At 44.9% G+C, this 13955-nt stretch carries 14 protein-coding genes; all 14 read left to right on the top strand.

The features are described 5' to 3' along the window. Positions 1–68 precede the first annotated feature (68 nt). Complete coding sequence (locus DW640_RS00820; protein ID WP_008764425.1) at positions 69–566, top strand: hypothetical protein; 498 nt, start codon at positions 69–71, stop codon at positions 564–566. 20 nt (positions 567–586) lie between these two features. Further along, positions 587–2245 (top strand): flotillin family protein, encoded by a 1659-nt coding sequence (locus tag DW640_RS00815; RefSeq protein ID WP_008764424.1) that lies wholly within the window; start codon positions 587–589, stop codon positions 2243–2245. Positions 2246–2328: 83 nt separating this feature from the next. Further along, complete coding sequence (locus tag DW640_RS00810) at positions 2329–3006, top strand: DUF5715 family protein (protein ID WP_074856365.1); 678 nt, start codon at positions 2329–2331, stop codon at positions 3004–3006. A 90-nt stretch (positions 3007–3096) separates the two neighbouring features. Further along, positions 3097–4113: a PhoH family protein gene (locus tag DW640_RS00805; protein ID WP_008764423.1), complete on the top strand. Its 1017-nt coding sequence runs from the start codon at positions 3097–3099 to the stop codon at positions 4111–4113. A 46-nt stretch (positions 4114–4159) separates the two neighbouring features. Continuing rightward, complete coding sequence (locus DW640_RS00800; RefSeq protein WP_008759891.1) at positions 4160–5104, top strand: phosphoribosylaminoimidazolesuccinocarboxamide synthase; 945 nt, start codon at positions 4160–4162, stop codon at positions 5102–5104. Positions 5105–5106: 2 nt separating this feature from the next. Continuing rightward, a complete protein-coding gene (ubiE, locus tag DW640_RS00795) occupies positions 5107–5844 on the top strand; it encodes a bifunctional demethylmenaquinone methyltransferase/2-methoxy-6-polyprenyl-1,4-benzoquinol methylase UbiE (protein ID WP_008764422.1) in 738 nt (245 codons plus the stop codon). A 38-nt stretch (positions 5845–5882) separates the two neighbouring features. Then, positions 5883–6629 carry a shikimate dehydrogenase gene (locus DW640_RS00790; protein WP_008759889.1) on the top strand — a complete coding sequence of 249 codons (747 nt, stop codon included), beginning with the start codon at positions 5883–5885 and terminating at the stop codon, positions 6627–6629. A 74-nt stretch (positions 6630–6703) separates the two neighbouring features. Continuing rightward, positions 6704–7654, top strand: a complete 951-nt coding sequence (locus DW640_RS00785) for an alpha/beta hydrolase (RefSeq protein ID WP_008764421.1) — start codon at positions 6704–6706, stop codon at positions 7652–7654. Between the two features lie 72 nt (positions 7655–7726). Then, on the top strand, positions 7727–8629 hold the full coding sequence (locus tag DW640_RS00780; protein ID WP_008764420.1) for a YgcG family protein: 903 nt from the start codon (positions 7727–7729) through the stop codon (positions 8627–8629). A 50-nt stretch (positions 8630–8679) separates the two neighbouring features. Continuing rightward, positions 8680–9261: a LemA family protein gene (locus tag DW640_RS00775; protein ID WP_117576875.1), complete on the top strand. Its 582-nt coding sequence runs from the start codon at positions 8680–8682 to the stop codon at positions 9259–9261. A gap of 325 nt (positions 9262–9586) precedes the next feature. Then, positions 9587–10753, top strand: coding sequence for an AIR synthase-related protein (locus DW640_RS00770; RefSeq protein WP_008764417.1), 1167 nt, complete (start codon positions 9587–9589; stop codon positions 10751–10753). 3 nt (positions 10754–10756) lie between these two features. After that, positions 10757–11869, top strand: a complete 1113-nt coding sequence (gene prfA / locus DW640_RS00765) for a peptide chain release factor 1 (protein ID WP_117576873.1) — start codon at positions 10757–10759, stop codon at positions 11867–11869. Between the two features lie 16 nt (positions 11870–11885). Further along, the gene (gene pyrF / locus DW640_RS00760) at positions 11886–12710 is read left to right on the top strand and encodes an orotidine-5'-phosphate decarboxylase (protein ID WP_061474367.1); all 825 of its coding nucleotides are present in this window, start codon (positions 11886–11888) and stop codon (positions 12708–12710) included. Positions 12711–12719: 9 nt separating this feature from the next. Further along, positions 12720–13949, top strand: a complete 1230-nt coding sequence (locus tag DW640_RS00755; RefSeq protein WP_055216798.1) for an HD domain-containing protein — start codon at positions 12720–12722, stop codon at positions 13947–13949. Positions 13950–13955: the final 6 nt, after the last annotated feature.

Below are 13955 nucleotides of genomic sequence, written 5' to 3'. Positions count from 1 at the left end.
TTTATCTCTTATAAACCTGTATATTTGGAGTATTATAACTGATACATTTATATTAATACAGAATTACTATGAGTCATACCATCTTCCTAATCATCGCCCTCGTCACTACAGGAATTTTTCTTATTCAATTCGTATTATCCATTTTCTTCGGAGACATAGATGCAGATGTGGACGTGGATGCTGATATCAGCAGCGTAGTATCTTTCAAAGGTCTCACCCACTTCGGGATCGGATTCGGATGGTATATGTACCTCGTAGGAAATGCCGATATAGCAAGTTATGCAATCGGAATTCTGGTAGGTCTGTTCTTTGTCTTTGCCGTATGGTTTCTTTATAAGAAAGCCTATCAACTGCAGCAAGTGAACCGGTCTGAAGAGACCGATCAATTGGTAGGACGGGAATGTACCATTTACTTCAAGCAAAGTGATAACAAATATACCGTACAGACAAACCGGGACGGCGCCATGCGCGAAGTGGACGTGATCTCCGAAACCGGAAAAGCATATCAGACCGGAGACAGAACAATCATCAGCAGCTACAAAGACGGAACTTTATACATTAAATAACTATTCAAATACACAATTTTATGACACAAGAAATGCTAATCATGGCTGCTATACTAGTGGCGGTCATTCTGCTTACTTTTATCGGCATCCTGTCGCGTTACCGTAAATGTAAGAGTGACGAAGTCCTCGTTGTATACGGTAAAACAGGGGGAGAAAAGAAATCAGCCAAGTTATATCACGGTGGGGCCGCTTTCGTATGGCCGATCATTCAGGGCTACGAATTCCTTTCTATGAAACCATTGCAGATAGACTGTAAACTGACAGGCGCCCTATCTGCCCAAAATATCCGTGTGGACGTACCCACTACCATCACCGTAGCTATCAGCACAGACCCGGAAGTGATGCAGAATGCTGCCGAACGTATGCTGGGACTGACAATGGATGACAAACAGAACCTGATTACGGATGTAGTATACGGTCAGATGCGTCTGGTGATTGCAGACATGACTATCGAAGAGCTGAACTCCGACCGTGATAAATTCTTGTCTAAAGTAAAAGACAACATCGACACGGAACTTCGCAAGTTCGGTTTGTATCTGATGAACATCAACATCAGTGATATCCGCGACGCTGCCAACTACATCGTCAACCTGGGTAAGGAAGCTGAAAGCAAGGCTCTGAACGAAGCACAAGCCAACATCGAAGAACAGGAAAAGCTGGGTGCTATCAAAATTGCCAATCAGATAAAGGAACGTGAAACAAAGGTTGCGGAAACCCGCAAAGATCAGGATATCGCCATCGCCGAAACTAAAAAGCAACAGGAAATCTCTGTAGCAAATGCGGATAAGGAGAGAATCTCTCAGGTAGCCTTTGCCAACGCAGAAAAAGAATCGCAAGTGGCCAAAGCGGAAGCGGAAAAGAATATCCGCATCGAGCAGGCAAACACCGAAAAGGAAAGCCGTGTCGCCGAACTGAACTCCGACATGGAAATCAAACAGGCAGAAGCTGCTAAGAAAGCGGCTATCGGACGTAATGACGCACAGAAGGAAGTGGCCTTATCAAATGCCGAATTAGCCGTCACACAGGCAAATGCCGACAAGCAAGCCGGTGAAGCCGCTGCAAAATCGGAAGCTGCCGTACAAACTGCCCGGGAAATCGCCCAAAAAGAAGTGGAAGAAGCAAAAGCGAAGAAAGTAGAATCTTCACTGAAAGCTGAAAAGATCGTTCCGGCAGAGATCGCAAGACAGGAGGCTATCCTTCAGGCAAATGCCATCGCCGAAAAGATTACCCGTGAAGCGGAAGCACGTGCAAAAGCGACTTTGGCACAAGCGGAAGCGGAAGCCAAAGCTATCCAACTGAAACTGGAAGCGGAAGCAGAAGGTAAGAAGAGGTCATTGCTCGCAGAAGCAGAAGGTTTCGAGGCTATGGTCAGAGCAGCAGAATCGAACCCTGCCATCGCCATCCAATACAAGATGGTAGACCAATGGAAGGAAATTGCCGGAGAACAAGTGAAGGCTTTCGAACACATGAACCTAGGCAATATCACCGTATTCGACGGAGGAAACGGAGGTACAAGCAATTTCCTCAGTTCACTGGTGAAAACAGTAGCCCCAAGTCTCGGTGTACTGGATAAACTGCCTATCGGCGAAACGGTAAAGGGTATCATCAACCCGGAAAGCAAAACGGAAGAGAAACCTGCCGGAAAGCCGGAGGAGAAAAAAGAAGAGAAGAAGAAATAACCAATAAATTATTTCATAGAGATTGCCTGCCTTCATTTTGAAGGTAGGCATTTTTTTATATCTTTGCGAGCAAAATATTAAAAATGAATAACCATAAACTTCACCTTCTGCCTTTATTTATATTGATTACGGGGCTTGTCACTCTTACTGCCAGCTGCAAAAAGAAAGATATGTCTCTCAAACTGAACGAACCCCGCAACATCCGTGGTGTAGTCAGTTACAAACGTTCTTTCCCGGATTTGAATGATAAACATCTCGCCGTGGCCCAAGCCGTCGGCATCTGCCCGCCGGAAGACAGGGACGCTGCCGAAAAGATGAAAGAACAGCTTATCCATATCACCGACAACCAATTTTACACAGTAGACTCTCTGACGCATTCCATCCCCTATCTGGTCCCCCGCGCCAGCGAATTGCTCGACACCATCGGCTCCAATTTTCTTGATTCACTGACAGCAAAAGGATTGAACCCAAATCAGATTATCGTCACTTCCGTACTACGTTCGCAGAGTGACGTGAAGCGTCTCCGCCGTCGGAATGGAAATGCTTCCGCAAACTCCGCCCATTGCTATGGCGCAACCTTTGACGTCAGCTGGAAACGATTCAAAAAGGTGGAAGACGAAGACGGACGCCCTCTGCAGGATGTCAATGCCGATACCTTGAAGCTCGTTCTGTCTGAAGTGTTGAGAGACTTGCGCCAAGCCGATAAATGCTACATAAAATATGAATTAAAACAGGGATGTTTCCACATCACTGCACGATGAGTATAAATTGCAATAAAATTCACCCGTAAACAGCCGAAGAATCCAAAACGTTTCACTAAATTTGCAGAAATTTTTCTTTAATACGATTCAATGATAGAGAAACTGATTGTTCTTGAGGATATTGACCCGGTTATTTTTTACGGCGTAAACAACGCCAATATACAGTTAATTAAAGCTTTATATCCGAAGCTACGCATCGTTGCCCGCGGCAATGTCATCAAAGTGCTGGGCGATGAGGAGGAAATGTGTGCCTTCGAAGAAAATATCACCAAACTCGAAAAATACTGTGCCGAATATAATTCGCTGAAAGAGGAAGTCATCATCGACATTATAAAAGGGAATGCTCCGCAAGCGGAACAGACCGGAAACGTAATTGTTTTCAGCGTTACCGGCAAGCCCATTATCCCACGAAGCGAGAACCAGCTGAAGCTGGTGGAAGGCTTTGCCAAAAACGATATGGTATTTGCTATCGGTCCCGCCGGTTCGGGAAAGACATATACCGCCATAGCCCTCGCCGTCCGTGCGCTGAAAAATAAAGAGATCAAAAAGATTATCCTCAGCCGGCCCGCTGTAGAAGCCGGAGAAAAACTCGGTTTCCTGCCCGGTGATATGAAAGATAAGATCGATCCGTATCTGCAACCATTATATGATGCTCTGCAGGACATGATCCCCGCTGCCAAGTTAAAGGAATACATGGAATTGAACATTATTCAGATTGCTCCGTTAGCATTTATGCGTGGACGTACACTGAATGACGCAGTCGTAATCCTGGACGAAGCGCAGAATACCACTGTACAACAAATCAAAATGTTCCTCACCCGTATGGGTATGAATACCAAAATGATCGTTACGGGAGATATGACTCAAATTGACCTCCCCGCCTCACAAACTTCGGGACTGGTGCAAGCACTCCGCATCCTGAAAGGGGTAAAGGGAATCAGCTTTGTAGAATTGAACAAAAAAGATATTGTACGCCATAAACTAGTGGAACGCATCGTAGATGCTTACGAAAAATTCGACAAGGAGGCGAAAGCCGAAAGGGAGAAACGAAAGAATGAACAACTGGTTATCAACGGCGAACGACCGGTGAAACAGGTCAACAACTAGTCGTTTCTGTGATTTGTAACTTGTAATTTGTAATTATAATAAAACAATGAAAGCATTAACAAAAACAGATTTCAACTTTCCGGGACAAAAAAGCGTGTACCACGGAAAAGTGCGCGATGTGTACAACATCAACGGCGAAAAACTCGTCATGGTAGCAACCGACCGTATCTCGGCTTTCGATGTGGTTTTACCTGAAGGTATCCCTTACAAAGGCCAAATGCTGAATCAGATTGCAGCCAAATTCCTCGATGCCACTACTGACATCTGTCCGAACTGGAAAATGGCTACGCCGGACCCGATGGTTACTGTCGGAGTTTTGTGCGAAGGCTTTCCGGTAGAAATGATTGTACGCGGCTATCTGTGCGGTAGCGCATGGCGTACTTACAAAAGCGGCGTACGCGAAATCTGCGGTGTGAAACTGCCGGATGGTATGCGCGAAAACGAGAAATTCCCGGAACCGATCGTCACCCCGACAACGAAAGCGGAAATGGGACTGCACGACGAAGATATCTCTAAGGAAGAAATCCTGAAACAAGGACTCGCTACTCCCGAAGAATATGAGACTCTGGAGAAATATACACTGGCTCTCTTCAAACGTGGAACTGAAATCGCTGCTGAACGCGGTCTGATCCTCGTTGATACAAAATACGAATTCGGCAAGCACAACGGTACTATCTATCTGATGGACGAAATTCATACACCGGATTCAAGCCGTTACTTCTACTCTGACGGCTATCAGGAACGCTTCGAAAAAGGCGAACCTCAAAAGCAGCTTTCTAAGGAATTCGTTCGTGAATGGCTGATGGAAAATGGTTTCCAAGGCAAGGATGGTCAGAAAGTTCCTGAAATGACTCCGGCTATCGTACAGAGCATCAGCGATCGTTACATCGAATTGTTCGAGAATATCACCGGTGAGAAATTTGTGAAAGAAGATACCAGCAACATCGCTGAACGTATCGAAAAGAACGTTATGAATTTCTTGAGCAAATAAGCATGGATTACCCACAACAACATATCAAGCCTTACAACGAAGACGGTAAGAAAACCGAGCAGGTGGAACGTATGTTCGATAACATTGCGCATGCTTACGACAAACTGAATCATACCTTATCTTTAGGTATAGACCGCAGCTGGCGCCGTAAAGCTATTGCCTGGCTCCGTCCCTTCCGCCCACAGCACATCATGGATGTTGCCACCGGAACAGGAGACTTCGCCATCCTCGCTTGCCGCGAACTGAATCCTGACGAACTGATCGGAACGGATATTTCGGAAGGCATGATGAACGTGGGTCGTGAAAAAGTAAAGAAGGAAGGACTCTCGGACAAAATTTCTTTTGCCCGGGAGGACTGCACTTCTCTCTCCTTTGCCGACAATAGATTTGACGCTATCACCGTAGCATTCGGTATCCGCAATTTTGAAGACCTGGACAAAGGCCTCTCCGAAATGTGTCGTGTACTGAAACCGGGCGGACATCTGGTTATCCTGGAACTGACTACTCCGGATCGCTTCCCCATGAAGCAACTGTTCGCCATCTACTCGAAAGTAGTTATCCCATTGCTTGGCAAACTCCTCTCCAAAGACAACAGTGCCTACCATTATCTGCCGGACACTATCAAAGTATTTCCCCAAGGGGAAGTCATGAAAGGAGTCATATCGAAAACCGGATTCGGCGAAGTTCATTTCCGACGGTTGACATTTGGTATCTGCACACTTTATACAGCGACAAAATAATGAAGAATGATGAATAATTAATTTAATCCTTTCGTGTCATGGAAAAATACGGTTTAATCGGCTACCCCTTGCGACATTCGTTTTCAATCGGCTACTTTAACGAAAAGTTTAGGTCCGAAGGCATCAATGCGGAATATGTGAATTTCGAGATTCCCAATATCAATGATTTTATGGAAGTTATTGAAGAGAATCCCAACTTGTGCGGGCTCAATGTCACCATCCCCTACAAAGAGCAAGTGATTCCTTTTCTGAACGAACTCGATCGGGATACAGCTAAAATTGGCGCTGTAAACGTCATTAAGATTATCCGCCAACCGAAAGGAAAAGTAAAACTGGTCGGCTACAATTCCGACATCATCGGTTTTACACAATCTATTCAGCCGCTGCTACAACCTCAGCACAAAAAAGCACTGATCCTCGGCACCGGAGGTGCTTCCAAAGCTGTTTATCACGGACTCAAGAATCTGGGTATCGAAAGCGTGTTTGTATCGCGGACACACAAGACCGACGATATGCTGACTTACGAAGAACTGACTCCGGAAATCATGGAGGAATACACCGTAATCGTCAACTGTACTCCGGTAGGAATGTACCCCAAAGTAGATTTCTGCCCCAACATTCCTTACGAACTGCTCACTCCAAACCATTTGCTTTACGATTTGTTATATAATCCGAACGTCACTCTTTTCATGAAAAAGGGAGAAGCACAAGGTGCTGTTACGAAAAACGGTTTGGAAATGCTACTTTTACAGGCATTTGCCGCTTGGGAAATATGGCACCGATAAGATAAAGGTGCTGACAGCCGTTTTCTGATAGAGTTAAGAATATGGGCGTGATATTTTAATTGAGGGGATTTATTATGAAGAAAAGAGCAGTCTACAGCATTATTATTATCATGCTGGTACTTACCAGTTGCACAATCGGCGGGAGTTTTTATATGTTGAACTTCTCCTTGACGCCGAATGCCAAAATATTGTCTAAAGACGCCGATTCATATCCCTATATGTACAGAAACTATCCTTTCCTGCGTCCGTGGGTGGATAGCCTGAAACAAGTGAATGCTCTGAAGGATACATTCATTATCAATCCGCAAGGCATACAGTTACACGCTTTTTACATCACCGCACCTGCTCCAACCAGTAAAACGGCGGTAATCGTTCATGGATACACCGACAATGCTATCCGTATGTTCATGATCGGCTATCTGTATAATCGTGATCTGGGATATAATATCCTGCTTCCCGACTTGCAACATCAGGGAGAGAGCGAAGGACGAGCCATCCAAATGGGATGGAAAGACAGGATCGATGTTTTGCAATGGATGAACATTGCAAATGAAATCTTTGGAGACAGTACTCAAATGGTAGTACATGGTATCTCAATGGGAGGTGCCACCACAATGATGGTATCCGGCGAAAAGCAGCAACCTTATGTGAAATGTTTTGTAGAGGATTGCGGCTACACCAGTGTATGGGATGAATTTTCGCACGAACTCAAATCTTCCTTCCACCTGCCTGCTTTCCCGTTAATGTACACTACAAGCTGGTTATGCGAGAAAAAATACGGATGGAACTTCAAAGAAGCTTCCTCGCTAAAGCAGGTAGAGAAATGTGAGCTGCCCATGCTGTTTATTCATGGAGACAAAGATACATATGTCCCCACATGGATGGTTTATCCGCTCTATGAAGCAAAGCCGGAACCCAAAGAACTCTGGATCGTACCGGGAGCAGCCCATGCCCTCTCGTACAAAGAGAATAAACAGGAATACACCGACAAAGTACGGGATTTCGTCGGGCGGTATATTCATTAAACCTATTATAACAAGGAGTTTTGGAATCATAACAGAAAAAGTTTCTATATTTGCAAATGTAAAATGATTGTTATGAAATCAATATTGACGCTTATACTTGCTACTTTTCTACTGATTCCACTGCAAGCCCAAGAAAAGGTATATACGGTAGACAACTTGCCAAAAGTACATCTGCAAAATAAAATGCAGTATGTATGCAATCCGGCAGGGATACTTTCGCAAGCTGCTTGTGACACAATAGACACTATGCTCCACGCTCTGGAACAACAGACGGGGATTGAAACGGTAGTTGCCATAGTTCCTTCGATTGGTGATATGGAGTGTTTTGATTTTTGCCATCAGCTGCTCAATCAATGGGGAGTAGGCAAGAAAGGAAAAGATAACGGACTCGTTATCCTGTTAGTCACCGACCAACGCTGCATCCAGTTTTACACCGGATACGGTTTGGAAGGGGTACTTCCCGATGCAATATGCAAACGTATCCAGACTAAGTACATGATTCCATATCTGAAAGACGGCAACTGGAATGAAGGAATGGTAGCCGGAATCCGGGCGACTTGCCAGCGACTTGACGGATCAATGGAAAATGAATCGCTTTCTGAATCGAATAATGAATCGATGGATTTCATTTTCGCTGTTATCCTGTTCGCTGTAATCGGTGTAGGGATAGCGTTCTTTGCCGCAAGAAATCAGAGCCGTTGCCCCAAATGCGGGAAACATGCCCTGCAAAGAACCGGAAGCAGACTTGTATCACGTGTCAATGGGGTAAAGACGGAAGATGTCACCTATACTTGCAAGAACTGCGGAAATACAATCATACGTCGTCAGCAAAGCTACGATAGCGACTATCACAACAGAGGGGGTGGCGGAGGCGGTCCGTTCATCGGCGGATTCGGAGGCAGTGGCGGAGGCTTTAGCGGAGGCAGCTTCGGTGGAGGAATGGGAGGCGGCGGTGGAGCCGGTTCACGATTCTGATCCCTACAGATAATATTAAATAATCAAATACTCATCAAAAAGTAAGAAACATGAAAAAGTCAATTATCATCATTTTAGCCGTTGTGGCTATCCTTGTCATATGGGTAGTCAGTGTATATAACGGTCTTGTCACCATGGATGAGAATGTTAGCGGACAATGGGCCAATGTAGAAACCCAATACCAACGTCGCGCAGACCTGATACCCAATCTTGTAAACACCGTAAAGGGATATGCTTCTCATGAAAAAGAGACATTGGAAGGAGTGGTAGAAGCACGTAGCAAAGCCACACAGATCAAAGTGGATGCCGAAGGTCTGACTCCGGAAAAGCTGGCAGAATATCAAAAAGCACAGGGTGCTGTAACGTCTGCACTTGGCAAATTATTGGCTATCACAGAGAATTATCCTGACTTGAAAGCCAATCAGAATTTCCTTGAATTACAGGCACAGCTGGAAGGTACCGAAAACCGTATCAATGTAGCCCGTAAAAACTTCAATGATGCGGCACAATCGTACAACACCAATATCCGCCGTTTCCCGAAAAACATATTTGCAGGGATGTTCGGATTCGACAAGAAAGCATACTTTAAAGCGGAAGAAGGAAGCGAAAAAGCTCCGAAAGTAGAGTTCTAAAGGATGATTTCTTAAAGAACTTCCAAGCTAAAATCGGAATCGCCGTTACCTGATTTATTCAGATAACGGCGATTCCAGCTCTTAACCACCACGAAAGGACTTCCATAAAAGAGCGTTAAAAAGGAACTTTTGCTCCTGTCTCTTTAACGGTTTAACTAGTCTCTTTCCACTATCAATCAGCATAATGATTAAAATAATACGAACCATTAATTAACACTTTTATGTTTTATTCTTCTTCTGGACGAAGCTTGATAAACAAATAGTTGGCTGTACGAAAAAAAAGCAGTACTTTTGCAGCCGTATACAAAAAATAATTCTTTAACTCATGAGTAATCAACGATACATGATGCGGGGCGTAAGCGCATCAAAAGAAGATGTGCACAACGCCATCAAGAACATCGACAAAGGAATTTTCCCAAAAGCATTCTGCAAAATTATTCCCGATATACTGGGTGGGGACCCGGAATATTGCAACATCATGCACGCCGACGGCGCCGGAACCAAATCTTCCCTTGCTTATATGTACTGGAAAGAAACAGGCGATTTGTCTGTGTGGAAAGGTATTGCACAGGACGCATTGATTATGAATATCGACGACCTTCTTTGTGTAGGCGCTGTAGACAATATCCTCGTTTCTTCAACTATCGGACGCAATAAACTGTTGATTCCCGGCGAAGTAATCTCCGCTATCATCAACGGAACAGACGAATTGCTGGCTGAACTCCGTGAAATGGGTGTAGGCGTATATGCTACCGGTGGCGAGACTGCTGATGTCGGCGACTTGGTTCGTACTATTATCGTAGACTCTACCGTAACCTGCCGCATGAAACGCTCGGACGTTATTAACAATGCCAATATCCGTCCGGGAGATGTCATTGTAGGCCTTGCTTCTTACGGACAGGCTACCTATGAAAAAGAATATAACGGAGGTATGGGCAGCAACGGTCTGACAAGTGCCCGCCACGACGTTTTCGGCAAATACCTCGCAGAGAAATATCCGGAAAGCTATGATGCCGCCGTACCTGAAGAACTGGTTTACTCCGGAGGATTAAAACTGACAGATACTGTAGAGGATTCTCCAATTGACGCAGGTAAACTGGTACTCTCTCCTACCCGCACCTATGCTCCGGTAGTGAAAAAGCTACTTGACACCTTACGTCCGGAAATCCACGGTATGGTTCATTGCTCCGGTGGTGCGCAAACCAAAGTGCTGCATTTCGTAGAAAATGTCCGTGTAGTAAAAGACAATCTTTTCCCTGTTCCTCCTCTGTTCAAGACTATTCAGGAACAAAGCGGTACAGACTGGGCGGAAATGTACAAGGTATTCAATATGGGACACCGTCTTGAAGTTTACCTGTCACCGGAACATGCAGAAGAAGTGATCGCTATTTCCGAATCATTCGGCATTCCTGCACAGATAGTAGGACGTATCGAAGCGTGTGACCAGACTGAATTAATCATTAAAAGCGAGTTCGGAGAATTCAGATACTAAAGAATGGCAGATAACAGTACCATATTAGAAAAACTAGACGGACTTGTAGCCCGTTTTGAAGAAATATCTACCCTCATCACCGACCCGGCAGTAATTGCCGACCAGAAACGTTATGTCAAACTGACCAAAGAATACAAGGATCTGGATGACTTGATGAAAGCCCGCAAAGAATATATCCAACTGCTGGGCAACATCGAAGAAGCCAAAAACATCCTTTCGAATGAGTCGGACGCCGACATGCGTGAAATGGCAAAAGAGGAGATGGACAACAGTCAGGAACGTCTTCCGGCATTAGAAGAAGAAATCAAACTGATGCTTGTTCCTGCCGATCCGCAAGACAGCAAGAACGCCATCCTCGAAATTCGTGGTGGTGCAGGAGGAGACGAAGCCGCAATCTTTGCCGGCGACCTTTTCCGTATGTATGCCAAGTTCTGTGAAACCAAAGGCTGGAAAATGGAAGTATCCAATGCAAATGAAGGAACAGCCGGAGGATTCAAAGAAATCGTTTGCAGTGTCACAGGTGACAATGTCTACGGAATATTGAAATATGAATCGGGTGTACACCGCGTACAACGTGTTCCTGCCACAGAGACACAAGGACGTGTGCATACTTCCGCCGCTTCGGTGGCCGTACTCCCCGAAGCCGAAGAATTTGACGTAGTCATCAATGAAGGAGAAATCAAATGGGATACCTTCCGAAGTGGCGGTGCAGGCGGACAGAACGTTAATAAGGTAGAATCCGGTGTACGCTTGCGTTATATCTGGAAGAACCCGAATACAGGCGTTGCAGAAGAAATCCTGATTGAATGTACAGAAACCCGTGACCAACCAAAGAACAAGGAACGCGCCCTGGCACGACTCCGTACCTTTATCTACGACAAGGAGCATCAGAAATACATAGACGACATTGCTTCCAAACGTAAGACAATGGTATCTACCGGCGACCGCTCGGCTAAAATCCGGACATACAACTACCCTCAAGGACGTATCACCGATCATCGTATCAACTATACCATCTATAATCTTGCCGCTTTTATGGACGGAGATATTCAAGATTGTATCGATCACCTGATCGTGGCAGAAAATGCGGAACGCCTGAAAGAAAGTGAACTCTAAAAATTATAGTATAGACATGAATAAACAACAGCTATTTGAAAACATAAAACGCAAGAAATCATTCCTTTGCGTAGGACTTGATACTGACATCAAGAAGATTCCCGAGCACCTGTTGAAAGAAGAAGATCCGATCTTCGCATTCAACAAAGCGATTATCGACGCAACAGCCGATCTGTGTATCGCTTACAAACCGAATCTCGCTTTTTACGAAAGTATGGGCGTGAAGGGCTGGATCGCATTTGAGAAAACAGTAAAATACATCAAGGAAAACTATCCCGACCAGTTTATTATTGCCGACGCCAAACGTGGCGACATCGGAAACACTTCTGCCATGTATGCCCGTACTTTCTTCGAAGAACTGGATATAGATTCCGTCACTGTAGCTCCTTATATGGGTGAAGACAGCGTAACTCCATTCCTTACTTACGAAGGCAAATGGGTGATTTTGCTGGCACTGACTTCCAATAAAGGTTCCCACGACTTCCAGTTGACAGAAGATGCAAACGGCGAACGTCTCTTCGAAAAAGTACTACGCAAATCACAGGAATGGGCAAATGACGAACGTATGATGTACGTAGTCGGCGCTACTCAAGGACGTGCTTTTGAAGATATTCGTAAGATTGTTCCCAACCACTTCCTGCTCGTTCCCGGTGTCGGAGCGCAAGGCGGTTCGCTCGAAGAAGTTTGCAAATATGGAATGAACAGTACCTGTGGCTTAATTGTTAACTCTTCCCGTGGAATCATCTACGTCGATAAAACAGAAAAGTTTGCCGAAGCTGCAAGGCTTGCCGCCCAAGAAGTACAGGCGCAAATGGCAGAGCAACTGAAAGCGATTCTTTAAAGAGAAGGAATGCCTTACGAAAGAAAGATAATCAACGATCCGGTATTCGGATTCATTAATATCCCAAAGGGGTTACTGTACGATATTGTACAGCATCCCCTTTTGCAGCGTCTTACCCGCATCAAGCAAGTAGGACTCTCGTCAGTAGTATACCCCGGCGCACAACATACCCGTTTCCAGCACTCACTAGGTGCGTTCTACCTAATGAGCGAAGCTATCACCCAACTGACCTCCAAAGGTAACTTTATATTTGACAGCGAAGCTGAAGCCGTACAAGCGGCTATCTTACTGCATGACATCGGACATGGTCCTTTTTCGCATGTGCTTGAAGATACGATTGTACAAGGAGTTTCTCACGAAGAAATCTCCCTTATGCTGATGGAACGAATGAATAAAGAGATGAACGGGCAACTTAGTCTTGCCATACAGATCTTTAAGGACGAATATCCGAAACGATTCCTGCATCAGCTCGTCAGTGGTCAGTTGGATATGGACCGCCTCGATTATCTTCGTCGTGACAGTTTCTATACCGGTGTTACAGAAGGGAATATCGGTTCTGCCCGCATCATCAAGATGCTTGATGTGGCCGACGACCGTCTCGTAATTGAATCCAAAGGTATCTACTCTATCGAAAATTTCCTGACAGCACGTCGCCTGATGTATTGGCAGGTATATCTGCACAAGACATCGGTAGCCTATGAACGAATGCTTATCAGCACGTTGCTTCGTGCCAAAGAACTGGCATCACAGGGAGTAGAACTGTTTGCTTCGCCGGCCTTACATTTCTTTCTATATAATGACATTAATCATACGGAGTTCCATAACAATCCCGATTGTCTGGAAAATTTCATCCAATTGGATGACAATGATATCTGGACTGCCTTGAAAGTATGGAGCAACCATCCGGATAAAGTTCTTTCCACACTTAGTCTGGGCATGATTAACCGAAATATCTTTAAAGTGGAAAATTCTGCCGAACCTATTGGTGAGGACAGAATAAAAGAGTTAACTTTGCAAATCAGCCAGCAACTAGGCATAACCCTTTCCGAAGCGAACTATTTTGTCTCTACCCCCAGCATCGAAAAGAATATGTACGACCCGGCAGATGACAGTATTGATATTATCTACAAAGACGGCACTATCAAAAATATTGCCGAAGCATCGGACATGCTGAACATCTCATTATTGTCCAAAAAGGTAAAGAAATACTATCTCTGCTACCAGCGATTGCATAGATAAGTATAA

The sequence above is a fragment of the Bacteroides sp. AM23-12 genome, assembly GCF_003434395.1.
Classification (GTDB): Bacteria; Bacteroidota; Bacteroidia; order Bacteroidales; family Bacteroidaceae; genus Bacteroides; species Bacteroides thetaiotaomicron.
The sequence above is the reverse complement of the archived record's forward strand: the minus strand, read 5'-3'. Positions and strand labels throughout refer to the sequence as shown.